General features: G+C 43.2%; 21 protein-coding genes and 1 tRNA gene. 4 read left to right on the top strand and 18 right to left on the bottom strand.

From position 1 onward, the window contains the following. Positions 1-6 precede the first annotated feature (6 nt). The 15 genes from L5M28_RS03845 to L5M28_RS03775 form a co-directional block, all read right to left on the bottom strand. Entirely contained in the window at positions 7-2,070 is a 2,064-nt protein-coding gene (locus tag L5M28_RS03845; RefSeq protein ID WP_263202545.1) for a UvrD-helicase domain-containing protein, read from the bottom strand. Then, complete coding sequence (locus tag L5M28_RS03840) at positions 2,071-4,068, bottom strand: ATP-binding protein (RefSeq protein WP_263202543.1); 1,998 nt, start codon at positions 4,066-4,068, stop codon at positions 2,071-2,073. Beyond that, positions 4,065-5,342: an SIR2 family protein gene (locus tag L5M28_RS03835; RefSeq protein ID WP_263202541.1), complete on the bottom strand. Its 1,278-nt coding sequence runs from the start codon at positions 5,340-5,342 to the stop codon at positions 4,065-4,067. Before L5M28_RS03835 ends, L5M28_RS03840 begins: the two co-directional genes overlap by 4 nt. 15 nt (positions 5,343-5,357) lie before the next feature. Continuing rightward, positions 5,358-6,569 (bottom strand): restriction endonuclease subunit S, encoded by a 1,212-nt coding sequence (locus tag L5M28_RS03830; RefSeq protein ID WP_263202539.1) that lies wholly within the window; start codon positions 6,567-6,569, stop codon positions 5,358-5,360. Further along, a complete protein-coding gene (locus tag L5M28_RS03825) occupies positions 6,559-8,070 on the bottom strand; it encodes a type I restriction-modification system subunit M (protein ID WP_263202537.1) in 1,512 nt (503 codons plus the stop codon). The genes L5M28_RS03830 and L5M28_RS03825 overlap by 11 nt, the downstream gene beginning before the upstream one ends. 2 nt (positions 8,071-8,072) lie before the next feature. Next, positions 8,073-8,711, bottom strand: coding sequence for a restriction endonuclease subunit S (locus tag L5M28_RS03820; RefSeq protein ID WP_263202536.1), 639 nt, complete (start codon positions 8,709-8,711; stop codon positions 8,073-8,075). After that, a complete protein-coding gene (locus L5M28_RS03815) occupies positions 8,695-9,096 on the bottom strand; it encodes a hypothetical protein (protein ID WP_263202535.1) in 402 nt (133 codons plus the stop codon). The genes L5M28_RS03820 and L5M28_RS03815 overlap by 17 nt, the downstream gene beginning before the upstream one ends. Positions 9,097-9,347: 251 nt before the next feature. Continuing rightward, positions 9,348-10,745 (bottom strand): TnsD family Tn7-like transposition protein, encoded by a 1,398-nt coding sequence (locus tag L5M28_RS03810; RefSeq protein WP_263202534.1) that lies wholly within the window; start codon positions 10,743-10,745, stop codon positions 9,348-9,350. 34 nt (positions 10,746-10,779) lie between these two features. Then, the gene (locus L5M28_RS03805; protein ID WP_263202532.1) at positions 10,780-12,231 is read right to left on the bottom strand and encodes an ATP-binding protein; all 1,452 of its coding nucleotides are present in this window, start codon (positions 12,229-12,231) and stop codon (positions 10,780-10,782) included. Continuing rightward, the gene (locus L5M28_RS03800) at positions 12,231-14,387 is read right to left on the bottom strand and encodes a transposase (protein ID WP_263202530.1); all 2,157 of its coding nucleotides are present in this window, start codon (positions 14,385-14,387) and stop codon (positions 12,231-12,233) included. The genes L5M28_RS03805 and L5M28_RS03800 overlap by 1 nt, the downstream gene beginning before the upstream one ends. Beyond that, complete coding sequence (locus tag L5M28_RS03795; RefSeq protein WP_263202529.1) at positions 14,377-15,201, bottom strand: TnsA endonuclease N-terminal domain-containing protein; 825 nt, start codon at positions 15,199-15,201, stop codon at positions 14,377-14,379. The genes L5M28_RS03800 and L5M28_RS03795 overlap by 11 nt, the downstream gene beginning before the upstream one ends. A 124-nt stretch (positions 15,202-15,325) precedes the next feature. Then, positions 15,326-16,510, bottom strand: coding sequence for an NAD(P)/FAD-dependent oxidoreductase (locus tag L5M28_RS03790; protein ID WP_263202527.1), 1,185 nt, complete (start codon positions 16,508-16,510; stop codon positions 15,326-15,328). A 309-nt stretch (positions 16,511-16,819) separates the two neighbouring features. Further along, the gene (gene gpsA, locus L5M28_RS03785; protein ID WP_105250843.1) at positions 16,820-17,836 is read right to left on the bottom strand and encodes an NAD(P)H-dependent glycerol-3-phosphate dehydrogenase; all 1,017 of its coding nucleotides are present in this window, start codon (positions 17,834-17,836) and stop codon (positions 16,820-16,822) included. A 4-nt stretch (positions 17,837-17,840) separates the two neighbouring features. After that, complete coding sequence (gene secB, locus L5M28_RS03780; protein ID WP_006083777.1) at positions 17,841-18,326, bottom strand: protein-export chaperone SecB; 486 nt, start codon at positions 18,324-18,326, stop codon at positions 17,841-17,843. A gap of 295 nt (positions 18,327-18,621) precedes the next feature. After that, positions 18,622-19,056 carry a rhodanese-like domain-containing protein gene (locus L5M28_RS03775; RefSeq protein ID WP_105253030.1) on the bottom strand — a complete coding sequence of 145 codons (435 nt, stop codon included), beginning with the start codon at positions 19,054-19,056 and terminating at the stop codon, positions 18,622-18,624. Positions 19,057-19,323: 267 nt separating this feature from the next. On the opposite strand from L5M28_RS03775, the gene gpmM reads away from it, so the two are divergent. Genes gpmM through L5M28_RS03755 form a run of 4 tightly spaced genes read left to right on the top strand, consistent with a single transcriptional unit; the run spans position 19,324 to position 24,018 of the window. Continuing rightward, on the top strand, positions 19,324-20,868 hold the full coding sequence (gene gpmM, locus L5M28_RS03770; RefSeq protein WP_105250842.1) for a 2,3-bisphosphoglycerate-independent phosphoglycerate mutase: 1,545 nt from the start codon (positions 19,324-19,326) through the stop codon (positions 20,866-20,868). Between the two features lie 10 nt (positions 20,869-20,878). Continuing rightward, positions 20,879-22,012, top strand: coding sequence for a murein hydrolase activator EnvC family protein (locus L5M28_RS03765; protein ID WP_113941204.1), 1,134 nt, complete (start codon positions 20,879-20,881; stop codon positions 22,010-22,012). A gap of 32 nt (positions 22,013-22,044) precedes the next feature. Next, on the top strand, positions 22,045-23,253 hold the full coding sequence (locus L5M28_RS03760; protein WP_263202525.1) for a S41 family peptidase: 1,209 nt from the start codon (positions 22,045-22,047) through the stop codon (positions 23,251-23,253). A gap of 9 nt (positions 23,254-23,262) precedes the next feature. Then, positions 23,263-24,018, top strand: coding sequence for a divergent polysaccharide deacetylase family protein (locus L5M28_RS03755; protein ID WP_263202523.1), 756 nt, complete (start codon positions 23,263-23,265; stop codon positions 24,016-24,018). On the opposite strand, the gene L5M28_RS03750 is transcribed toward L5M28_RS03755, so the two are convergent. The 3 genes from L5M28_RS03750 to L5M28_RS03740 all read right to left on the bottom strand — a co-directional run bounded on the left by L5M28_RS03750 (position 23,993) and on the right by L5M28_RS03740 (position 25,138). Then, positions 23,993-24,448, bottom strand: a complete 456-nt coding sequence (locus tag L5M28_RS03750) for an Rrf2 family transcriptional regulator (RefSeq protein WP_105250838.1) — start codon at positions 24,446-24,448, stop codon at positions 23,993-23,995. The genes L5M28_RS03755 and L5M28_RS03750 overlap by 26 nt on opposite strands. A 22-nt stretch (positions 24,449-24,470) precedes the next feature. Continuing rightward, a complete protein-coding gene (locus tag L5M28_RS03745; RefSeq protein WP_131525655.1) occupies positions 24,471-24,725 on the bottom strand; it encodes a YkgJ family cysteine cluster protein in 255 nt (84 codons plus the stop codon). 336 nt (positions 24,726-25,061) lie between these two features. After that, positions 25,062-25,138 (bottom strand) — tRNA-Asp (locus L5M28_RS03740). Positions 25,139-25,214: the final 76 nt, after the last annotated feature.

The raw sequence follows: 25,214 nt of genomic DNA, 5'->3' as shown, positions 1-25,214 counted from the left end.
TTCCTTTCACAGCATTAAGCTCTCGTTCTGCTTGACTGATATCAGTCCTGCATCAATCAGCTTTTGAATATGTGGTTCGATTTCATTTTGGGTTGAAAGGGCCAGTGTAAGGTCGAACTTTGCGCGACTAAGCATAATGTAAGTAGTGCTAGATAGTGTGTTATTCGTCAGTGGAGCTATCACAACTGGAAATTCACGCCCCGCAATTTCGTCAGTAGAGATCAACAAAATATCTTTACTTTTATTAGATACATTGCCCAAACCAATAGAGTATCGAGCGGATAATAAGTCTTGAAAACGCTTCAAGTTGGCGCTGTTTTCATAAAATACAACCAAGGGGAAACGCTCAGTAAAATGGTTTTGAATGTACGATAGTTTCTCTGACACTAAGCTATAGAAGTCTTCCGTACTGTATATCCGCTTTAAAGAAGGTTGAGAATAACCAATCTGATCATCAAAATAATCTTGTTTAATGTCTTCAATCGCTCGCCCTAAAATAAGCTGCCTATAATTGTAACTTACCGTTCCTAACTCATAGGTTTGTCTGAAATTGTGGCGAAGCTTAAATAGGTTCTGCTTACCGTTCTCTGAGAACTCATTGTCGACAAAAAGAACACTGCTCCACGAGCCAACTCCTTGCTCAAGTTCCTGCTGAGACTCATCGCCCGCTAAAATCGTATTGTTGGCTTGTAGTCGAATCAACTCAATAGCTAGTTGAGAAACATCTTGAGCTTCATCAATAATCACAGTATGAAAACTATTTAAATGAGTAACGTGTTTGTTTGCATAGCGCGACAAAAGAGCCATTGGAATAGCCGAGCCAAATGCAGCCTTTAGGTTATCTTCTGAGACGAGCAACTTATCTAATACCACTTTAATTTGGTTTATTTTTTCCCGCATATAGCTGAGTTTTTGCTCGTTAACTTTCGCATTTTCTCGCTGTTTTTGTTCAAGGCTAGTCTTGTATTTTTGAACAATATTCCGAACTTTGGCTTCGTCGCCCAAGTTCAGTTTCACCTCTTCTGATTGAAATCCTAATCGCCTTAAAAGAGATTTACGTTTTTGGGCAAGAAGCTCAGATTCAGCTTTTTTCTGGTATCTAGCAAGCTGCTCCCTATCTTCTTTTTTCAAAGCATCTTGAGCTTGCATGAGCTTTTTACGCTCAAGGCAAAACTCTTCACACGACCGAATAATCAACTGAAGCTGCGAAGAAAAATTTTGGGAGCCAGCTAGTTGTGCACTTTTCTTCTTATCTGTAAGGCTTACAGAAGTAAGCTCTTCGATGTCGGTGATTTTGCGGTACTCTTCAACATAGCCATTTACTTTGTGGTAAGCGTCTATCAGAGTATCAAGAGTGAGTGATTCAGCATCAGCGTAGAATGACTTAACAAATTCAGTTTGAGTGTAAATTTTAATGTCATAAACTTGGAGGCTTTCTAAAAGCTTCTGAAAAGGCTCAACCACCTGCTTGTTTTTGACAATGATGCAAATTCGATCAGAACTAATCTTCTCGTGGAGTTGTAACAACTTGATTTTTTGAAGAACAGTTGTGGATTTGCCTGTTCCTGCTGCGCCGTCAATGATGTAGTTTCCTGTACCATAAATTGCTTTTCCTTGAGCACCTGTTGGGATAATTTCACGCATTGACATAAAGTTGCTGGCATCAATCTTTTTCTGGCCAGAGATATGTATCTCTTTATCAGAAGGTGCAGCCGCTTCAGATTTACTCAGCTCTTGTTTAGCACTTTCATAATAGGCTTTTCCCTCAAATGAGCTGTACTTCACTTCGGTTAAATCATCAGCATTGGGTAAGTAAGAACCTATCAGTTGAGCTTTGCCTAATGCAGGACTGAGCTGCCCTAGTTCAAAACCAAGAAAAGCCTTGGCTCTTATATCTGTCCAAGGAAAAACTCTGTAATGCCCCTGAGAGCCGCAACCTGTTGCTAAGTCATAATAACTTGCCTTGGTTAGGTAGATGCTAGTTTCATCGAATTTAATTCGGTGAAAAATAGGTTTATCTTGATGAAGCTTAGAGTGCTCTTCATAGTCATGTAGTAACTCTTCTCTCACTTAGGCTTCCTCCTCTGCATCTGACATAAACGAGACAAGTGGTAATGTCGGAGGCGGCGGTGGAAAAGCCTTAAACCATTCTTCATGAACTCTGCAGTTCTCACTATTTGGTTCAGGTGATGCCTGTTTAATACGAACATGCAAAGGCATTGAAACGCAGTTGCCGAACACTAAAGCCTCTCCTGGTACAGATTGCTTTATCTTGTTAGCAAAATCATCGGAGAAATAAGGCAAAATCGCATAGACATATTTCATATCTATCTCATTTTGAATACGGTGGATAATAAAGTTAGAGCACTGTGATAAAACAGTTCCTGACAACTCAGAGGGGCGCTGTGAAGAGATCAGTAAATACAGCGCATACTTACGGCCTTCACGTGCTATCTGCTCAAAAATATTTTCTCTTAATAGGTACTTTGTATCTCTCTTGATATAGCGGTGAGCTTCATCTAGTACCAAATGGATGGGCTTCTCCCGCCTTTGAGAACCTTTGAGCTTCTTCCGATAAGAGAAGTTAAGCCTTGATGTCACAGACGTTAGAGTTTCGAGGGCATCTCTTGAAAGCTCACTGGTATCAATGATTACCATATTGGTTTGTGCTGGAACTGTACATTTAGAGTTCCATAACCATTCAAGATAGCTCTCAATATCAGATGTGCTTGCAGGCCTATTCCGCATAAATCGGCAATCAGGATTATCAAGGAAAAAGTCCAGCCTAGTCATCATTGTTGAAGTGTATTCTCTGACCCTACCATTGCCTCTGGCATCTTCTTCAAGCAGAGCCATATTTGCAGCTTGCTTTAGAAAGCGATAGTCAAAATACTCCTCACCATGAGCTCTGCAATCCATGACTTCACGTACAGCAGCGTCATTAATTTTACCTCTAACAATTGTCAGAGCATTCTTTAGCTTATCCTTATTTTCACCGTATGAGATGGTACAGCTTGCAAGTAAGTTGTTCAGGTCGTCAATGACCCCTGCGGCTTGGCAAGCTATATTCAGATTAACATCAAGTTTAATTAGCTCAACTATGCCGTAAATTACGCTTTTGGCAGCAGTAATAATTACGGTTTCACTATCTCCTTGAGCATGAAGAGTGTGGAGCAAATTACATATCTTAAAACGAAGATAATTGATCAGTTTCAAGCGTTCATCTCCATCACGAGTGGAGATCATGTAGAACTTATAACTTTCCTGAAGCACCTTGTCCCAAAATGGTCGTTGAGTGGCATCCGTTGCCATCAAAAAAGCACTCCACTCGTCAATATTCATCAGAAAATGAGGGAGATAAAATGGCTCATAGCCATCTTCAGCAGTTTCAATGTTGGGCTTTAAGAATCGGACGCTTAAATTAGGGCATTTATCATGATTAACAAATGCATTGCGATACTCGCCATTAACATCAAAAATCAAGATCCTAGAGCCAATGGCTGAGTTATTCCGCTTCTTGTGTATATCCTGAATGATATGCGCAATGGTATTAGATTTGCCACTTCCAGAGTTGCCTAAAACGGCAGAGTGGATGTTGAAAAATGAGTTAATCGAGATATCGATAGGGTAGTTAATTAAGTTTTTACTCTCCCCCAAATGAAAGCTTTGGTGAACCTTGCTGCACAGTTCTTTGTCTAGGTTGGTCTGAAGTATCAACTTCATATCTTCAAACGTGACAATGTTAACTTCACTGTAGATAGCAGGGAAAATACCTACCCCAAGGTTAAAACGCTCATCTCTTGTGATTGTACCGATAGGCTTTAGTAGCAACTCTCTGCTGCTATCTACATCATAAGCCGCTGTATCACCCTTCATATCACTATCAAAGATAGAGATCACTTCACAAATGAGTTGCTCACCAATGGAATTAGTGGTCTTAAGGTAGCTACCAATGTTTCCAAAGTAGTAGATAACACCCGCAAGATTAACCGAATTCCCCCTTACTTCTGTTGATACTTTAACTTTAAACTGGTTAAAGTTAACCGAGGTGATTTTGCCAACTCTCATAAGTCACCTCTTGCCCGCTTCAGAGTTCGCATAAAGTCCTCAAGCAAATCGCTGTCACGGCTCTTATCTAAGTCAGGAATGAGTTTGTTGACGATATATTCGAAGTAGTGAATTTTTTTTGGCTCACCTTTTTCATCAACCTCTTTCGGGTGCTTACCTGAAATTTGATAAATACGCCTATCTGGAAGTTGCGTGAGGTTTTCATGTGAAGAGTAATCACCAAAGATCACCACGCTCAAACTTGGGTTTGATGCAAGAGCGGCATAAATGGCATTGTTAATATGCTCATCACTAAAGCTGTAGCCAATCACAATCAATACCCCATGTTGAAGCAGTAATTTGTTTTGAAACTCCCTAATCAAATCGGCATACGGTGAACCTAAACTCTTGTTCTGCTTTAAAGGTGTAGGATAAATCAAAACATTTTTTTGTAATGGTTCTTGTGTTGGCTTAACATCAATCTCTTTTATGTTAAAAAACGAGTTGTCATCTGACTCAATCCAGCTTATTGACCCATGTAACTTGTAGAGGTAAACCATGTTCTCTAATGGCTCATACTTCTCCATGCCAGAGTCAACTTTACGGGAAAAAGTGTAGGAGAAACGAGCAGGATTAAAAGTTCGGGCAAGGCCGCTGCTAAAGCCGTTGTTGTAGTTGATGTTCAGGTATCCAAGAGCTGTTTCACTTAGTAGGTCATTGTTGGTAGTAAAAACATTTACTCTGGCGAGATCTTTGTTTCGTAGTGAGAGTTTTTGGTAGAGCTTCTTATACAGATCTAATGATTTTTTTGCGGGAACAGCATTACAATCAATGTTGATTGATGTGTAGATTTGAGACTCGATAAGACTGATTAAGTAGTCGTTAACCTTATCCTCTTTACCAACTCCTTTCAGGTAAGATCGCTTTGAGTAGAGGGTGCCCAACATGTTTTCAAGGTTATTAGGTGAGTACTTTTTTACTTCCTGAAAAGCATCTTTCAATTCATCATGAGTAAAATTACGACCGCCAAATACGATATCTGCTGATGTATTCGTGTCGCATACTTTGTTCTCAACAATTTGAATTAGTGGAGCCATAGCAGGTATCGCATCGGCACTTGCACCTGCCCCAAGAAGAAAATGCAAGTTTTTAATGTTGGTCAGATCAGACATCTTACTCCTGATCTTCTCCAGCCCTGTCTCTACATCATCCGAGTCACCAAACAGCGAATCCTGCCCTTGTTTAAAAATCAGTAACTGTTTGGCTAATTGCTTTTCGCCTGATCCATCAAACATAACTACAACTCCCTTTTAATTAACTTGCACTCTGCGCTTACCCGTCAATAACTGCTGCATTAACGCCTTTTTCTCATCCTTCAGGTGAGCGAGTTTGGTTTCTAGTAGTTCAATCTCTCTATCAGCAGAGGTAAGAACTGAGGCGATTTTTTGTTGTTCTTCGTAGGTCGGACAATAGATTTTCAAACCAGCAACATCAGATGAGTTGATTGCAGGGTAATTGGAACCGACAACTAAACTATCAATTTGCCCAGTAACATGAGAGCTAAAAATATACTGATAAATGTAATCTCCACTCACACGCTTTTTAGGCGTCAGTACAGAAAAACCAGTTGAAGCAATACAATCAGCGTGCTTTTGAGATATCTTGGCAAATCCTTTTAGATTGGGACGAACGGTTGATAATAAGACATCGCCATTTTGTAGAACGCGACGAGCACGGGATGGAGCAGTGGCGTATTTATGAACTTCTAGGTTCACACCAATGGTTCCTGTCGCCACATCGGAAAGCGATATGTATTTAAACTCAAAATCATCAGGAGTTTTTTTACCTAATGATTTTTTATCTACATGCACTAAATCGGATAGTGTGTGACGCTCCCAATCTCCCTCAAACACCTTCCCAGTTTCAGGATTGACCAAGCGTTTTTTCCCCGTCAACAACTGCTGCATCAGAGCTTTTTTCTCCTGCTGGCTGGTTGCAATCAGCTTTTCGGTGGTCGCAATCGCTTTATCCCAAGTAGAGAGGATTTCGGCGATTTTTTGTTGTTCTGGAAGGGGGGGAACTGGAACTTTCAGTGCTCTTAGTACTGAAAGATTTAATGCAGACTGAGAACTTCCAGAAGAAGATAATCCTATTCTGTTCTTTGCTACATCAGAATTTAAATAGTGAACTAAGAACTCATAGTTTTTCGTACGAATTCTGCCAATATTTCTATGGATATTAGCACCATCCAAACTTGCTGGAACGATCGCTATGCGCCCAACAGTTCCAACTAAAGAAATGAGAATATCGTTAACTTGGATTTTTGATCTTCTGTACTCAAAATCTAACTCATCAGAAATTCTGTGGATATTTTCTTGATTATCCAAATTTCCGAGTAAATCTTTAATCTGTAAAAGAGGAGTTCCATTTGTACAGTACTCTCCAGGTTTCAACACGCCATAAGTTATAGGTGCATGACAAAGAGATTCCAACGTGGCTTGATTCCAATCCTTAGGCACCATAACCCAACTCCTCCAGATAACCTGCCATTTCCGCTTCTAGATCCGCCAGTTCACTTTGCAGAGCTAAGCGTTCATTACGCACAGCCATCAGGTCGATTTCGTCTTCTTCCTCAAAGGTATCAACATAACGCGGAATATTAAGGTTGTAGTCGTTCTCGGCAATCTCTTCTAACGTCGCCAGATACGCGTATTTATCCACGCTCTCACGGGCTTGATAGGTATCGACAATCTTCTGGATATTCTCTTCGGTCAGTACGTTCTGGTTTTTGCCTGGTTTAAACTCACGCGAGGCATCAATAAACAGAACCTTGTTATCGTCTTTGTGCTTTTTTAAAATCAGAATGGCCGCAGGAATCCCAGTGCCAAAAAAGAGTTTTTCTGGCAGACCGATTACGGCATCCAACAGGTTTTCTTTTATCAATTGTTGGCGGATTTGGCCTTCTGATGAGGCGCGGAATAACACACCATGCGGAACCACTACACCCATTCTTCCCGATTGTGGTTTTAGGGTTTCAATCATATGCGAGATAAACGCATAGTCGCCCTTGGTTTTGGGCGGCACACCACGGCGGAAGCGACCAAAGTGATCGCTTTCAGCATCTTCGTGGCCCCATTTATCCAAACTAAATGGCGGGTTAGCGGTTACCACATCAAAGTGTAGCAAGCCACCGTTGGCATCCTGAAGTTTCGGGTTACGAATGGTATCGCCCCATTCAATGCGGTGGTTATCTTCGCCATGCAGAAACATGTTCATTTTCGCCAGTGACCAGGTTGAGCCAATCGCTTCCTGACCATACAGGGCATATTTCTTCGAACCACCAAAGTTCTTCTGTACTTGCTTGCCACACTTCATCAACAATGAGCCCGATCCACAGGCAGGGTCGCAAATGGTATCGCCTTCTTGTGGTGCAAGAATAATCGACAGCAGATCCGAAACTTCCGCAGGGGTGTAGAATTCGCCTGCCGATTTACCGCTACCAGCAGCAAAGTGTTTAATGAGGTATTCGTAGGCATTGCCAATCACATCCAGTGAGCCGACACGGCTTGGACGTAGGCTAAGGGTTGGTTTGCCAAAGTCTTCTAATAAGTGGCGCAGAATATCGTTTTTCTGCTTTTCATCACCGAGTTTGTCAGTGTTAAAGCTGATGTCTTGGAACACACCTTTGAGTTTGGTATTCGCTTCTTCAATCGCGTGGAGCGCGGTATCAATTCGTGAACCATTACCTACTTCAAAACGTGCTTCATACAAATCCCAGAACGAGCTGCCAGTTGGAATTTTAAACGACTGGTTTTCAAGCATTTCAGCGATCAGTTCAGGAATATCGCCGTATTCTTTTTTCAGATCTTCCACTTTGTCTTGATGTACATCGGAGATGTACTTTAAGAACAGCATGGTGAGGATAAAGTCTTTGTAAATCGATGGATCTACCGTGCCACGAAAAGTATCACAGGCATTCCATACGGCTTTGTTGATTTCGCTTTGGTTGATTGGGGTATTCATCGTTATTTAGTCTCATTAAGTAATTGTTGAAACATGCCTTGAAGCATTGTTTTTCGATTCATTAGCAGAGCTTGGGTTAATGCCTGCTCTTTTTCCCATAACTGATTGAGGTGAAGTATTTTCTTTTGTGTCTCGATAGATGGGATATTGAGCTTTATCTCATTGCCAATAGATGTTTTAAGCATGACAGCCATCGATGACCCCTGACTTCCTGCACCTTCAGACAGTAAAAATTGAATTGAAGGTTGGTTTAATGACCAACACAAGAATTCGGGTAACACCTCAACCGTTGGTGTAATCACTAAGAACTGACTCGTTACCACCAAAGGTAATGAATCTTCCGAATTATCAACAACACAGGATGCTTGGAAGTAACCGCCTCTCGAACCTCTTGAAGGCAGTATTACCGTTCCAGACTCGACTAATGCTTTATCTTTACCCTGCCAGTCAATAGCAGGGAGTTTGCTTGGATCAAGCAAGAAAGAATTTGAAATTTCAGCTATCTCACGCACATCTTTAATCTGAGCAATACGAGCACTGCCCGTTTCTGCCTCAACTTCTTCCACCTTTTCTCGAAATGTGTACCCAGTCCGAATATCGGCTACTTCACTGAGTAATCGAAGATTAGTGTTTTGAAGCATAAAAACTCTCCGAATCGGCTTGCTTTACTAGAAAACAGGCTTTTTTAGTCGAACCATCACATTTGTAAAACTTTGCATCAGCCCACCCACACCGTTTTGCTTCGTCCAAAAACCACTGCTCCATGATTACTGTGAGCTTCTTTCGTGTGTCATGGTGATATTTGTTATAAATGTTCATCACACGATCATATTCACAAATAATTGAGTCATTTTCTTCTGCCGCTTTTGGAAACTGATATTGCGCACGCTTTTGAGCTTTTCCACTAATAGGAACAAGGGTTTCTTGAATATTGTGAGGATAACCGCCTTCATTCAGAAGCTTTTTCTGAATGAAAGTCGCTGTAATTTCTTGCACACGAGCGGTTATTTGGTAATCTTGATGCATAAATAAATCTCCTATATGTCTATCGTCGTATTGAGGTTTAGATGAGGTTCAGGTGGCCGCCTGAACCTCATCAATCACACCAAATAAAATGCAGTAGAGCACCTACAGATGATGTAATAAGGTCATATTAGTATGCACCTAGATTAACGTCAAGGTGTTTTACACTTTTTATCTACTGTATTTTTTCCATCAAAAAATGAAGGTGATGTCTAAATTTTGTGCGATTTGATGCCTCAAATTTAGAATCGGTGTTATTTCAGCCTAATCCTAGGATGTCGATGTGGGTGGGATGGCTTGGGTAGTACGGATTCAAGCCATTCAGGTTCATGATGATATAGCCAGTAAAACGCTGCGTTACAATCTCGCTTTATCTCTTTTCTAATCCTTAACGGATTATTGTATCGGTATCGAAGTATCTGGCATTTGTAGCGTCGCCGTTTCGATTCATGCTTACACTGCTTTCTCCACTCAACCAGCCCATTTACGCTCGAAATCAACATTTCAACACTTCCTGTCGATACAGATAAGCGTCGGGCGATCTCAGAGCGATGAAAACCGTTCTGTGCAAGAGCAATAACGCGCTCTCTAAGCGATGATTTTAGCTTCGTGGGGTCAAACAGATCCAGCATCCCAAAAGAATACGCCACGGATTTTACATAAGTCCGACTCTTTCCTGTTTGCTTGCTTATCGATGAAATTGATAGCCCTTGCTTTAGGAGAACCAAACATTCTTGCTCTAGATTATGGGTACTATCGGTACTATGTTCACTGATTATTTCTGGTGTTTTTCTAATCCTTCGCTGCTTCGATAACCAGTATTCAAAAATTAAGTACTTAAAAATATGCTGTGAATACTGGTTATAGAGCAAGTTGGTAATGTACTTAAAATCCGATTCTGATGATGGTAGAACGTTTGAAGATAGATAATGCAATTGGCTTGTAAACGTATAAAAGTCAGAGAGTAACTTTACCCTGCGTATTCGACCACTCTTGGTGACATAGCCAAGATTCGATAATTTATCAGAGTAACTATCTGTCCTAAATGTAGAAATATTATTTGATTGTTCTAGAAGTACCTGCCGAGAAAACTGCGCCAAACGATAGCTTTCATCGCTACTTTCTTGATACTCAGTTTCAAAAAAAGAAGGATACCCAACTGCTAACTTTAATCGTTTAGGAAGTCGAACATGCACTAGTTGCTGCTTATGATCACAACAAGATTCGATAGCAGGTATTTGATGCACTCGGTGCCAGTACGCCACACCAAATTGTCTGATATCTTCCTGAACACACACAGGGCACATTTTGAGGGTGAGTTGTGTATGTTCTCTCACGCACGAAAGCTGGCTTAACCTAATAGCAGTGTAATTGTCCGTTGAAGATATAGCTTCTGATAATTTGGCTTTGTATTGCGGGTAATAATGCATAAACAACGGAGCAAGAGTTTGATCCATTAGCAGGTCATTCTTGCTCTCACGGTAAAGGCTTGAAAGCGAACTTAAGCCAGCAGTAAGTATCGGGTTAATACTTGCTCTATGGTCTCCGTATACGCTTTTGAGAAATTCAGGTATGGGAACCGCGCCTACACTGCAATATCTAATCATTCGACTAAATAGTAGTTCATCGGGTAATGCATCAGGTAAACGCATATCACCTCCGAAGGATTTGCCATACAGCTAAATTCTAACTAAACGTCTCCAATGGGTCGTCACACAAAACGCCCGAAGCCCTGAGGTTTTCAAGTGGATCACTATCCTGAGAAGCCCTCTGGATCAGATTAGTATCCAATATCCGATCACTCAAATCTTCTGCAAAAACTAGTTCGGTTAGTTCTTCAAGGAACTCAGGGTGATGCGGACGAGTCAAGTCTCCTGGTATCGTTATAGCTTTAGATTTAGTATTGATGACTTCTTTCGATGAAACATCTTCACGCAGATGGCTGTCAGCTTCAGTGCTACCATCTTTTCGATTTCGTTTTAGAATAGAAATAGCGTGTTTCTTCCTCATTTCTTCTATTAGCTTTTTCGTTGCCCGTATAGCAATACTAGCTCCAAGCTCAAGAACCTCTTCAGTAATCCTCTCGTCTGAAGAACCAATAATTGCCTTTTGAGCTGAATAATAAATTCGAACAGCCAAATCCATATTACCAGCAGACAGTGAGTAAAGTTTATTGTTCAAACTTGGGGTCAACGGAGTTTCAACATTGGTCCACTGCAAACCCCAAAGCTCATCTACAAACAATTCCCACTCATCATCATTCTTCATTAGTTCTACATCGAAATAGCCACTACTTTCCGCTCGTCGCGCTGATTTAAAACTCTTACTTAAGAGTTCATCGAACGGAGGGTTTGCACAGAAAAGTATCGGAATACCTAAATTGTTAACTAAGTTATGCAAAAAGCCTAAAAGTCGATCGGCACCGCCTGCTTTAGCAAGGTTTAGGTTTTGCATTTCATCAATAACCAAAATTCCAAGGAAGTTTGACTTCATTTTCGATTCAATTTGTTGAAGTAGAAGAGCTATTGTTCCCGCAGGTTTTGTTGGAGGGTGTCCTAATTTTTGATCGATTTGCTCTAATATACGATGACAAAGACCTTTAACACTTGAGTCATCTGGACAATCGACTTTTATCCACACAACTTGCGGGATTGCTAACACTTTGTTCTGGTAATAGCGGTGTTCTATGACGTCAGGAAAACAGTTTAATACCTGCTCAAGCATGCAGGTTTTACCAACTCCACTTTCCCCGATTATTGTAATTCCACTGCCCTTTGGCTTAAAGAAACCTGTTCTGGGTTCAACATTGGGTCTATTCTCGGATGAGTAGTGCAGATAGTTCATTGTTGTGGGAGATAAAGGATTTTTTGCTGAATATCCCTCTTTGATTGCCACTTCTATGGCCCTAAAGACATCAAAATAGAGCGGCAGTGGCTGCCTCAACGTTTTTAATCGGGTGAGATAGTCCAACCTTTCAATTGCCTCTAACGTTGTTTCCTCAATGAGCCTCTCTGGATAATTACTCAGCTTAATAACTAACTCATCATCCTCAACCTTAGGTGGCAAAGCTTCAATCAAAGGATTACCACGATGCTCGGGTAATATCGCTTCATGGTAGATGGCATCTTCACATCTCATTATTGTTGGCCTTTTTTTCGCTTGAGCAATGAAATTACTTTTTTCTTCTTGTCATCAAGATATCCACTAGGTATATCCGATTCCATATCAGGCTGAGCTTGATGAAGTTTGGATTCTCTGTCCTCAACCCTCTGTGCAAGAATAGCCTCCCTTCTCCTTGCTTTCATGCCCTTTGTTCTCTCAGATTTTGAACTTAGCGACGGGGCCAATGCAGCTTCTTCTTTTGCAGTTTCGATAACCTGATTTCTTCTCTGGTGACGCTCTATCGATTTCGCTGTTGGCTTAGCTTTGTTTTTTTCCAACTTAATCCAGTCTTCAAAATACAGGATGTCTGCTTGATGCCTATGAGCAAAATTAACCGACTCCTTCATCAGGTAACATCGGGTAAAGCCACTTACTTCCTCAAGCCTGACAAATATGAAACTTGAATTATCATGATCAACTAAAGCATCTAGTTGCCATGAACCATTATTTCTCGCGATTACTTTCCACGTATCAAAATCAGCATGATCTGAGTCATAATACATTTGATCGTTCAGCCGAATTCCTTTGCCTGTCATGGTCACTCTTACTGTAGGCAATAGGCGAGAACGAATATGAGCCTCGTCAGCACGACTTAAAGCATGACGCTGCGCTTTAACATGTAGATTCCAATAGTTTATAGGGGTTGGAGAAAGTCCTGACTCAATAAGTAATGTACTTTGCTTGGCTAAATCTTTAAAAATTGAACTGTTGTGCTCTAAAACTTCATCAATAAGGAGCTTGGTTATTTCTCTGAGCGTAAAAGTAGCATCTAACCTTGGATCTCTATCTCCTCTGATATAATGCCGCCCTTTCGTCGTCCCTAACAGCTCATGAACTAGCTTCTCGTTCAGGATATTGAAACGTTGTTCTACTATACCTTTCAATTCCGCCCTGTATGGTGGAGCAATACTCAAGTGGCCAATCAATGGCACAGCGAGATTTTCGGCATCCTGACAAATAAACTCACCTCGATCACAAAGCAATCGTTGAGGTATATGATTACAAGGCCAATCAGCTTCTTCTATTTCAATGCCAAATTCTGCGCAATACTCTTTCTTAGAGGTAAAGCTGTTGATTAAAGCCTGCCGACCAGCCCTCCAAGAAGCGTATTCCATGGAGACATGCAGCCCGACAATCATGCGACTTTCTTTATCAACCACACAATAAACGGTTGGTCTCCCCAATACATGATTTCTCTGAAAATCCGAAACAATATGTACATCTAAAACCGTTGCATCCAATTCAAAGCAACTGCCAGGAACTTCTGTATGATCAGTAGCAGAACCTTTTAAGCCTCGCTTATTGCGGTCAAAGTCACCCTGATTTGTTTGTTTACGTAGTAGTATTTGTGCTGGAACTAGTTTTTTAGCCCAATAAACAAATGCTCGATAATTAGGTACTAAAGCTTCACGTGACTCAGATTCAGCAGCAATTAGCTCCTCTGCATATTGTTTGTATTCCTTAAGCATTTTGTCATACACACTACTGAACTTTACTTTTTCACCTTTGAGTCCAAACTCCTTCATCGCCTTAAGAAACAAAGCCTTATCCTGCTCAGTGGTATTCACACCTTCAGGCGCTTCAATACTTGGACTGGAGAGCTGTATTGGAGAGCCACGCTTTGTTACGCCAGCTACTCTTGATTTACCTCTGCCCCCAGAGTTCTTATAGCTCGGTAAGAGTGCATTTCGTTCTTGACCATATTTCCAATAAAGATTTAGTGTTCGATAGATATTCTGCACATATGTGTTGTGGGCTTTCGCGTGTATCGAAACAGCTTTGCTACGAGGTTGCTCAACCAAATTTAGCAAAAAATTGGGATTAGACACTAAGCCCATAATAAGTCGATATTTTTCATCTCTTTTTACAAGATAACTCTCTGAAATATCGTCTTCTGACTGTAATTGATAATATGGAAGCTCATATGGGGTTAATTCGGAATTACCCGTTTTAATCGCCTCGTTAAAAAAGTCAAAATCAAGCTTAAGTGGTCGTTGCAAAGCCTTTGATTCGAGCAAAGGAAACAAAATAACGATATGTTCCTTTGTATACAGTTGCAAAACCCTGTAAAGGCCATCCCCAAGACCATCCAAGTTATGAACTCGCCAAACGCTATTTAATTCAACTTGCATATTGCTGTGATTTCCCATCCATCTTAACTTGAACAATTTCTATCATCCCAGATAGAACTATGGGTCGCGCCAAATCTACAATCACTTCTTTGTCAGCTATCAAATATTTTAACAAAATCAATGCTTCGTCATTCGATATACCGATTTGATGAGAAAACGTGTCGCGAACATCACTTAATTGCATTGTACCCACCGTCAACAAACGCTTGGCTTCTTCTCTAACTTTGTTCGAAGGTGATGAGTACTTCTTACGTTGAGGATCAGTAATCCACTGAATATTCCTTGACTTAATTTGATTCAGTTCTGACAGGCAAAATACGTGAAAGGGAACACCTAATAACTCCCACCAAACTCTTTCAATATCCAGCTTTTCTGCCGTCCTCTTATCTAAAAGCTTTTCACTAGGCTTTACAGACACAGCTTCATACCAAATCCGCTTTCCATCACTACAGGTTAAAAGGAAGTCCGTAGTCATAATAATAGGATCTTTGGTTATTGGATGCTTGGGGTGCTCAACGTCGAGTAACTTAGATATTTTTAATGAAAGAGTGAGAGGAAGCAGAGGAAACTGTTCCCGAATATCGGTAACTGAATCGGAAAACTCCGCTAAATAGAAAAAACATGTCTCTTGCTCAGATAAGGTATGGTGAATTCGGCCCGATTTTATTCCGTCAATCTTACCGCTGAGCCCATGAGACTTAACATCCTGAACTCTTATCCAAGGAGTGTAATTGGCGCCTTCACCTAAGCCATATTTTTGTTTTAAAGCCCGCTTGAAATCAGCGAGATTTGCAAGTTTTCTTCGTCCAGCCACAACATATACTCTATCCTATTCGACAGACTATATTATAGCTTAGTGTACAAACTTTATTATTCCAAATTGCATTTGTGTACAAACTTTTTCAACAGTGTACAAACTTTATTGTGCCAAATCAAGACTAAACCGCTTGTCCTGCAGCCACGCCAGATGCCCAGGCCCATTGAAAATTAAACCCGCCTAACCAACCACTTACATCCATGACTTCACCGATAAAGTAGAGTCCGGCGACTTTGCTGGCTTCCATGGTTTTGGAAGACAGCTCATTACTATCAACGCCGCCTAACGTCACTTCGGCGGTGCGGTAGCCTTCGGTGCCGTTCATCAATACTGTCCAGTGGTGTATATCATCCACCAGTGTTGCGCGCTCGGCGTGCACTAGCTGATTTAACGCTTTATTCAACAGGGCTTCATCGAATAACACTTCCACCAGCCGTTTAGGCAACCATTGGCTGAGGGTGTTGCGCAGGCTTTGTTTTGGATGTGCGGCGAGCTGTTGCTCTAGCAATTGCGCCAAATCCATATTCGGCAAAAGATCGATTTCTACGGTTTCGCCCGCTTTCCAATAGTTGGAAATCTGCAAAATTGCGGGGCCAGATAAGCCACGGTGAGTGAATAGCAGCGCTTCGCTAAATGCAGTGCCATCTTTGGCGGTAATGCGGCTCGGCACTGCGATGCCAGACAAAGGCTCGAAACGAATTTTATCTTCACTGTGCCATGTAAAAGGCACCAGACCCGCGTGAGTTGGCAATACTTTTAGGCCAAACTGCTCGGCCAGTTGATAACCGTAAGGCGTGGCGCCGAGTTTAGGCATGGATAAGCCGCCCGTGGCGATAACCAGTGAGTCGCAGCTCAGTTCGCCGTTAGAGGTGTTGAGCTCAAAGCGCCCTGCTTCGGTCTTTTTAACGGCCAGAATATCGGTGCGCAGCTTAATCGTCACGCCCGCCCATTCACACTCAGTCAATAGCATAGTGACTATCTCTTTAGCCGAGTCATTGCAGAACAATTGGCCGTGATCACGTTCGTGGTATTCAATGCCGTGACGCTCGACTAATTCAATAAACTGCTGCGAGGGATAACGCGCGAGTGCCGACTTAACAAAGTGGGGATTGCCACAGAGGAAATTAGCGGGCTCGACTTTAAGGTTGGTAAAGTTACAACGCCCGCCGCCACTGATGAGGATTTTACGCCCGGCTTGCTTGGCATTGTCGAGTACGAGTACATCACGGCCTCGGTAACCTGCGGTCGCTGCACACATTAATCCCGCGGCGCCGGCTCCGATAATAATGACATCATGATGTTTCACGCTCTTACTCCACACAGATAATTGATTGATATTGGCTGCTAACGGGCAGTTTGCTGACTCGCTAACCTTTAGCCAGCAAGTCATGCAACAGCTAAACGGAGCAAAGATAGGCTCAAACGTTAGACACAAATCCCCTCTTTCACCATCTGACCTCCAGGGATGGAGGAAATGCCCGCCTGATGTCGAGAACATCAAGGGCCCTGATGACCGGGGATACATCTTGCACACCAGAAGTCCGGGCACAAAAAAGGGCGCTATTTTAGCACCCTTTCTTTTATTCGGCATTACAGCATCATCACGGCTCGCGGTTTATTGCGTAGGCGTTTCTGATTTCTTTTCTCTGCTGAGCAGCTCTTTAGCAGCATCGACCGGCGCTTTGCCTTGATACAAGACTTGGTAAATCTGCTCAGTGATCGGCATTTCAACCCCGAGGCGTTTCGCAAGCGTAAACACTTCTTTGGTATTGCGATAACCTTCAACCACTTGGCCAATTTCAGCCTGTGCAGTCATCACATCACAGCCTTTACCTAAGGCTAAACCGAAACGACGGTTACGGGATTGGTTGTCGGTACAGGTCAACACTAAGTCGCCTAACCCCGCCATTCCCATAAAGGTGGCTGCATTGGCACCTAAGGCTTCGCCTAAACGCGTCAATTCGACTAAACCACGGGTAATCAAGGCTGTTCTGGCATTGGCACCAAAGCCGATACCGTCGGACATGCCCGCGCCAATCGCGATCACGTTCTTTACCGCGCCGCCAAGTTGCAGTCCGGTAAAGTCGTCGTTGGCGTAAACCCGCAAACGTTTAGGGCTGTGTAACAGCTCGACGAGATCGTTAGTGAACGTAGGACAAGTGCCCGCAACCGAAATGGCCGTAGGTAAACCCATGGCGAGTTCTTTCGCAAAGGTCGGCCCAGATAACACCGCCAGCGGATATTGCTCACCTAACACATCACGGGCCACATCTTGCAACAAACGTCCGGTTTCAGGCTCAAGCCCTTTCGTTGCCCATACGATGCGCGCATCGCTACGGAGTAACGGTTTAGCTTGCTCAAGCACAGTACCAAACACATGGCTTGGCACGACCACTAACACATTGTTGCTGGCGGCTAAGGCTTTAGCTAAATCGGCTTCGATCTGTAAACAATCAGGAAACGCAATACCAGGCAAAAAAGCTTGGTTGCACTTGTCTTGAGCGAGCGTTTGCATGTGGACAGGATCGTGTCCCCATAACAAGGTCTTATGACCGTTGCTGGCTAAAGAAATGGCAAGGGCGGAGCCATAAGAGCCCGCCCCTAATACCGTGATATCGGCAGAGTTTTTCATGTAATTAAGCGTTAGCTTCTTCGGCAGCTGGTGCAGTCGCAGCAGCTTGACGTTGTTGCACGTATTGGGCAAACAGCGCGTCGAAGTTAACAGGTGCTAAGTTCAGTTGTGGGAAAGTACCACGACCAACTAAGCTGCCCACGGTTTCGCGAGCATATGGGAATAGGATGTTAGGGCAGTATGCTCCTAATGAATGGGCCAATTGTGGCTCAGTCAGACCAGTGATAGAGAAGATACCGGCTTGTTGTACTTCACATAGGAAAGCAGTATCGCCACCGTTTTGTGCAGTCACAGTTAAAGACAGGACAACTTCATACACATCATCAGCTAATTTAGCGCTGCGCGTGTCTAAATCTAACTTAACTTCTGGGTTCCATTCTTTTTGGAATACCGCTGGGCTGTTAGGCGTTTCGAAAGACACATCTTTAGTGTAAACACGTTGGATGTTGAATTGTGGGGCTTGTTGTTCGTTGTTTGCTACTTCAGCCATAATTTCCTACCTATCCTATCAATGTTGTATCGGCTTTTCGTTGAAAGCCAATTATTATTTGAAAGCCAATTACTATATGAACGTAAATTGGCTCGGGGCTTATGTTACTCAAGGCCTATATCAGATCTCGGTATCATCCCAACTTGTACCCATATTCGGGTATCGATCGAACCAGTCTAAAAACTTACATTAAGCCCTTAGCGACCGTAGGATCAGTATGCCAAACAATGATGACTTTATTACTGCACTATCCTGTGGATTGAGTGCAGCTGAAATCATAACTGCCGCCGACAACTTATCTTTTGCTTTTTGAAACAGGCATATTTGCTGCCTGCCATTCACCCATACCACCTTTCAAGTTGTACAGGTTTTCAAAACCTTGCTTACTCAAAAGCTGAGCGGCTTGAGACGAGGTCATGCCAGCATTGCATACCAATATAATGGGACTGGCTTTATACTTTTCAAGGGCTGATATCTGATTATTTTTAATATCGGCGAGCGTAACGTTAAGTGCATCAACAATATGGCCCTTGCGGAACTCGTCATTCGAGCGCACATCAACCACTTTAGCATCCTGTCTATTCACCATAATCGTTAATTCTTGATGAGAAATACTTTTGATTTTTGACATGCTCGATTTGATGATACTCGCGACAAGCACAACAAATAATCCCACCCAAGCCAAACTGAGCATTGAGTGAGCTTTAAAAAATTCGATATATTCTTGCATGATGATTGCCCGCATAAATGGCGAAAATTCGATAAGGGCACAGAGTATACCGATTGCCTTGGCAGAATGCAGCAGTTTAGTCACAGTTCGAGATCGCACTTTTAGTGCAATTGACTCTGTACTTGTCACAAGCCACTCACAGAATCGGGCGAATTAGTGATTCGATGACCTTAATCGGGGTAAAGCGCTTTTTCATACCCCGCTAACGTAGTAATATTTGACCAATTTCAGATTTCTATCGCTTCTATAAAACTTAAAGGTATCACTATGACGACAGCTAAACGTCCGCTCGCGTTGTTGATCCTCGATGGCTGGGGCTACCGTGAAAACACGCATAATAATGCGATTTTCCACGCCAAGACTCCGGTACTCGACCGTCTCAACGCTAAATATCCCCATAGTTTGATTTCAGGTTCTGGCTTAGATGTTGGCTTACCTGATGGCCAGATGGGAAATTCTGAAGTTGGCCATATTAACTTAGGCTCTGGCCGTGTGGTTTATCAAGAACTCACTCGTATCAGTAAAGCCATTGCAGATCATGAGTTTGAAAAAAATCCTGCGCTATGTGATGCGGTAGACTCAGCCATCAAAGCTGGCGGAGCCGTGCACATTATGGGCTTGCTTTCCCCCGGCGGCGTCCACAGCCATGAAGAGCATATCGAAGCTATGTGCCGTATGGCCGTTGCGCGCGGTGCAACTCAGGTTTATCTGCACGCTTTCCTCGACGGACGCGATACGCCACCGCGCAGCGCTAAGGGCAGCTTGAGCCATTTTGATGATCTGTTTACTACATTAGGCCATGGCCGTATCGCATCGATTATTGGTCGTTACTTTGCTATGGACAGGGATAATCGTTGGGATCGCGTGTCGCAAGCCTACGATTTAATCACCCAAGGCAAGTCAAAATTCCAATACGACAATGCCGTTACAGCATTAGAAGCGGCTTACGAGCGTAACGAGAACGACGAATTCGTCTCTTCATCGGCGATCACAGATGCCAACGGTCAAGTTGCGACCTTAAAAGACGGCGATGCCCTGATTTTTATGAACTTCCGTGCTGACCGCGCCCGTCAAATCACCCGTAGCTTTATTCACCCAGACTTCGATGGTTTCGAACGCGCTGTTATGCCGAAAATGCACTTCGTCACTTTGACTGAGTATGCTGGCGACATCACAGCACCTATCGCTTATCCATCTGAAAACTTAGTGAATACCTTAGGTGAAGTGCTGCAGAAACAAGGTCGTACTCAGCTGCGTATATCTGAAACGGAGAAATACGCCCATGTGACTTTCTTCTTTAACGGCGGTAAAGAAGAGCCATTCGAGGGAGAAGATCGCATCCTAATCAACTCGCCTAAAGTGGCAACTTACGATCTACAGCCTGAGATGAGTTCAGCTGAGCTGACTGACAAATTAGTCGCAGCAATTGAATCAACCAAGTACGACGTGATCATCTGTAACTACCCCAATGGTGACATGGTTGGCCACACAGGTAATTTCGATGCCGCCGTTAAAGCTTGTGAAGCTGTCGACGCTTGTATCGGCCGTGTGGTTGATGCGCTGGCGAAAGTGGGCGGAGAATGTATTATTACCGCCGACCACGGCAATGCCGAACAAATGACCGACGAAACCACAGGTCAGGCTCACACGGCCCACACCAGTGAACTCGTGCCTTTCGTCTTTGTTGGACGCGATGCGACCATAGATGAAGGTGGTAAACTCAGCGATGTTGCACCTACCATCTTGACCTTGATCGGCGAAGCCATTCCAGCTGAGATGACGGGCAAACCCTTAATCCACATAAAAGAGTAACCGTTACCTAGTGAGCACTCGACTCCTTGTTAAAGCCAGCATTATTGCTGGCTTTATGATGTTATCTTTCTCGGCACACGCTTCTGATTTGGAGAAGCGTAAGTCCGAGTTAAAATCAATCCAAACGCAAATAAATCAACAACAAAGCGCATTAAAAACCACCAGTAAACAAAGAGAAAAGCTGCTGTCATTGCTGCGTAGCGATGAAGAAGCGATTGCGTCAGCGGCCAAAAAAGTCAACAGCACCAAAAATAGCTTAGCGCAAATCGACACTAAACTTGCCGAGCTAAAACAACGTCAAGATGAGTTAGAAACGCTTAAGGTGACTCAACAACAAACACTGTCGAAACAGCTGTCGAGCGCCTATCTTGCCGGTAATCACGATTACACTAAGATGATGCTTAATCAGCAAAGTCCCGCCACTATCGAGCGTATGTTGGCTTATTACCAATACCTCAATAAAGCGCGAATGAAGTCGATCAACGAATTAAAGCAAACCTTGACCGAGCTAGATGAGATCAAGGTGTCGCAAACGAGTAAGCAAAAGCAATTAACGAAACTCGTGGCCGAACAACAAGTACAAGCTAAACGTTTGAGCCAAGAGCAAGATCAGCGTCAACTGACCATCAAAGAGCTGCAACGCACCTTAAATTCTAAGGGGGCAGAGCTTGAGCAGTTGCAAATTGAAGAGGCCAGCTTAAAGCGCGTCGTTGAACAAGCGCTGCGGGCCATGAAAGATAATCCCTCGATGGAAGGATTTGGTAAACAAAGTGGCAAACTTAAATGGCCGACAAAAGGTCGTGTGAGTGCTAGCTTTGGTAGCCAACGTTCCGGTCAAGTCGTGTGGAAAGGCACTATGTTGTCTGCACCAGAAGGGCAAAATATTCGAGCCGTTTCAGGTGGTAAAGTCATTTATGCCGACTGGTTACGCGGTTTTGGTCTTGTTATGGTCATCGATCACGGGAAAGGTTATATGAGTCTTTACGGTCACGCTCAAACCCTACTAAAAAGCCCTGGTGAGATGGTAAAAAGCGGTGAAGCGATTGCTTTAGTCGGACGTTCAGGTGGACAGAGCGAGCCTGGCCTATACTTTGAAATAAGGCATAAAGGGCAAGCCGTCGATCCAGCGAAATACTGTCGCTAATCATAACGGTCCCCTTATCACAGGGGACCGTTATGAAATACATGATCCGCTATATCAGTTGCGTTGGATTAGGTCTCACTTTAGGCCTATCCATCAGCCTCTCTGGTCAAGAAAATGCTAAGTCCTATCGCAGCAATTTTGACTATCCGTTACTGCAAGATGTGCTTGAAACGGTTGAAACTTACTATATCAAAACCGTTCCCAAAGAAGAGCTCGTGCAGGCCGCCATCAAAGGCATTTTTGAACATCTCGACCCCTATTCCAGCTTCTTGAATCATCAAGAATTACTCGATCTTAAAGATTCTAATCGCGGCGAATATTTTGGTTTCGGTTTCGAAGTCGCGGCCCAAAAAGACCACATCAGCATCATAGCCCCCTTTGCCCATTCTCCCGCAGAGCAAGCGGGAATACGTGCGGGTGATATTATTATTAAACTTAACGACACCCTGGCGACTGAAACGAATCTAGCCGATATCCTTACTGAAATAAAAAGACATAGTCTCAATAATCAGAGTATTAACTTAGAGCTAAAACACAGTAATGACGATGCCATCTTTAAAGTGTCACTCAAGCCAAGCAATATCACTATAGAGTCGGTCAGCACTCAACTGCTTGATGGCAATATTGGCTATGTCAGATTAAGCAACTTCCAAGAAAACTCTACCGAAGATATGGTGCGCTCGCTCAGCCAATGGCAAAAGAAACCACTCACAGGACTTATCTTAGACCTACGTAATAATCCCGGCGGCCTACTCGACCAAGCGGTTAAAATTGCGGATCTCTTTCTCGCCAAAGGACGCATAGTCTCGACCTCTGGCCGCTTCTTCGACGCCAACTCTGACTACTATGCCTCACCGCAAACCATGTTAACTAACGTGCCTATGCTAGTGTTAATCAACAAAGGCTCGGCCTCTGCATCCGAAGTTCTCGCCGCCGCATTACAAGAAAATGGTCGTGCAAAACTCTTAGGTGAGACCAGTTTTGGCAAAGGTACAGTACAAAGCCTGATCCCCATCTTAGAAGATGGTAACGCGATTAAACTCACAATTGCCCAGTACAATACTCCTAGAGGTGAAAACATTCACAACATAGGGATCATCCCCGACATAAAAATTGCCGCCGAAACTGGTTCCGGCGTTGGTAATTTAGCTATAATCGACGCCCTATCAGCCCATGCATCACTGGCCCAAGATCATCAAGTGACCTCTGCCATTGCATGGATACAGCACCATGACGAATAAGAAGAAATTGTGCGCTTACTTTATTCCTTGGCCCTATTGGCCCTAAGCATTTCTCAAAGCTATGCAGCCCAGCTTGCACTCATTATTGATGACATAGGTTATCGTCATACAGATAAAGCCGTGCTGGCACTGCCCAATACAGTAACACTCGCTGTATTACCTCATACCCCACTTGGCAAAGAACTCGCTAACGCAGGACACCAAAAAGGCCACGAAATTATGCTACATCTTCCCATGCAGGCGCTTAATGGTAAGACATTAGGGCTGGGGGGGTTAACCAATACGATGACTGAGGCACAAATTCGCACCAGTGTTATTGATGCGATTAACAGCGTTCCCTTTGCCAAAGGTGCCAATAACCACATGGGGAGTCTATTAACTCAACTGGACGATCCCATGCTATGGGTCATGGAAACACTCAAACAAAAGCAGCTATATTTTGTCGATAGTATGACAACACGATTCACTAAGGCAGGGGATAACGCAGATAAGCTAGGCATTCCTTTACTAAAACGCCAACTGTTTCTAGACAATGATACCAGTGCCAATGCACTCGAGAGACAATTTAACTTAATGATAAGTCAGGCACATACCCAAGGTAGCTTGGTGGCGATTGCCCATCCTTATCCGGAAACTATGCGCTTCTTGGAGGATAACCTACACAGACTTAAAACCGAGGGGATTGATCTGGTGCCAGCATCGAGTTTGCTCCCCATCGGTATTGCACTTAAAAGTGGTACTAATCCAGTTGCAGTACTGAAATAGAAAAGTCTGGCAGCAAGGCGACTAACTCATCACGGTTACTCACAATATCCAGCAAAGTATATTGATCCAGCACATTCAAATAAGCTTCAACAGCCTGGGCTAACACGCCTTTAAGCTTACAGGCTGGTGTAAATCGGCAGTAAGGTTTGCTGCAATCAATCGGTGCGAGTGAGTTTTCTAACACTCGAACTAACTGGCCTAGGTTAATCTCACTCGCAGGCTTACCCAAACGGAAACCACCCATCTTACCGCGGATGGTTTCAAGGTAACCCATCTTGCCTAAATGATGCACTATCTTAGAGACATGATTTGGTGACAGATCAAACACCTGCGTAATTTCAGCAATCCTAAATAAAGTTGTTCTATCTGGCTGAACCGCTAAATACATCAGGGTACGAACGCCAAAATCGGTATAACGAGTTAACTGCATATTTCACCTGTCAGCGATAAACTTAATGAGAGGTCTGAGATTCGAGTTGGGTAATCAACCAAATCGCCTCTTCGTTCGAATGACCACAAACATCTTCAGATGCATCGAAATCACTACAAACCGCAGGACGATCAGGCGAGCCGAAAATCAAACATAAATTGGCATCGCTCAATTGCACACAACGCTCACCCGCCGCCTTACCCTTTGGCATACCCGGAATACTGCTGCTTATTGAAGGCGCAATACAGCAAGCACCACACCCAAGACGACAATTCATTTTCGTTACTCATGAAAGACATAAGGCATTATACCGTTTAATTTGTCCGAGATCAGTGTCACAGGTCAATACTGCCAAGTCGCGCACAGGAGCTTTTCAGAACGTGAAAGAAACAATATTGATAAAGTGGAATAAAGATCGGCAAAAAAGTAGGTTTTGATTTTTAACATTGAAGCGAAAGCTTCATATTCTGATAAGGATTTCATCTACATGATGGCCGAGTATGAGGATAACCACATGCTTCGAGCCCGAAGCATTAGCGTCACTGACACGAAAATATCAGCAACGCCATAACGAAAAAAGCCTCATCTTTCGATGAGGCTTATCTCTTAATGTTGGCGGAGCGGACGGGACTCGAACCCGCGACCCCCGGCGTGACAGGCCGGTATTCTAACCAACTGAACTACCGCTCCTTTAGCTTAACGTCTACACGTTAACCTAAATTAGGCGCTTGGCGATGACCTACTCTCACATGGGGAGACCCCACAC

Source organism: Shewanella sp. SW32, assembly GCF_025653365.1.
GTDB classification, from domain to species: domain Bacteria; phylum Pseudomonadota; class Gammaproteobacteria; order Enterobacterales; family Shewanellaceae; genus Shewanella; species Shewanella oncorhynchi.
This window is presented reverse-complemented; position numbering and strand designations above follow the sequence as displayed.

Bases quoted from the DNA above. Each gene is read 5' to 3' on its own strand.
- L5M28_RS03840 (WP_263202543.1), bottom strand. From the start codon at position 4,068: ATGAGAGTTGGCAAAATCACCTCGGTTAACTTTAACCAGTTTAAAGTT.
- L5M28_RS03835 (WP_263202541.1), bottom strand. From the start codon at position 5,342: ATGTTTGATGGATCAGGCGAAAAGCAATTAGCCAAACAGTTACTGATT.
- L5M28_RS03830 (WP_263202539.1), bottom strand. From the start codon at position 6,569: ATGGTGCCTAAGGATTGGAATCAAGCCACGTTGGAATCTCTTTGTCAT.
- L5M28_RS03825 (WP_263202537.1), bottom strand. From the start codon at position 8,070: ATGAATACCCCAATCAACCAAAGCGAAATCAACAAAGCCGTATGGAAT.
- L5M28_RS03820 (WP_263202536.1), bottom strand. From the start codon at position 8,711: ATGCTTCAAAACACTAATCTTCGATTACTCAGTGAAGTAGCCGATATT.
- L5M28_RS03815 (WP_263202535.1), bottom strand. From the start codon at position 9,096: ATGCATCAAGATTACCAAATAACCGCTCGTGTGCAAGAAATTACAGCG.
- L5M28_RS03810 (WP_263202534.1), bottom strand. From the start codon at position 10,745: ATGCGTTTACCTGATGCATTACCCGATGAACTACTATTTAGTCGAATG.
- L5M28_RS03805 (WP_263202532.1), bottom strand. From the start codon at position 12,231: ATGAGATGTGAAGATGCCATCTACCATGAAGCGATATTACCCGAGCAT.
- L5M28_RS03800 (WP_263202530.1), bottom strand. From the start codon at position 14,387: ATGCAAGTTGAATTAAATAGCGTTTGGCGAGTTCATAACTTGGATGGT.
- gpsA (WP_105250843.1), bottom strand. From the start codon at position 17,836: ATGAAAAACTCTGCCGATATCACGGTATTAGGGGCGGGCTCTTATGGC.
- secB (WP_006083777.1), bottom strand. From the start codon at position 18,326: ATGGCTGAAGTAGCAAACAACGAACAACAAGCCCCACAATTCAACATC.
- L5M28_RS03775 (WP_105253030.1), bottom strand. From the start codon at position 19,056: ATGCAAGAATATATCGAATTTTTTAAAGCTCACTCAATGCTCAGTTTG.
- gpmM (WP_105250842.1), top strand. From the start codon at position 19,324: ATGACGACAGCTAAACGTCCGCTCGCGTTGTTGATCCTCGATGGCTGG.
- L5M28_RS03760 (WP_263202525.1), top strand. From the start codon at position 22,045: ATGAAATACATGATCCGCTATATCAGTTGCGTTGGATTAGGTCTCACT.
- L5M28_RS03750 (WP_105250838.1), bottom strand. From the start codon at position 24,448: ATGCAGTTAACTCGTTATACCGATTTTGGCGTTCGTACCCTGATGTAT.
- L5M28_RS03745 (WP_131525655.1), bottom strand. From the start codon at position 24,725: ATGAATTGTCGTCTTGGGTGTGGTGCTTGCTGTATTGCGCCTTCAATA.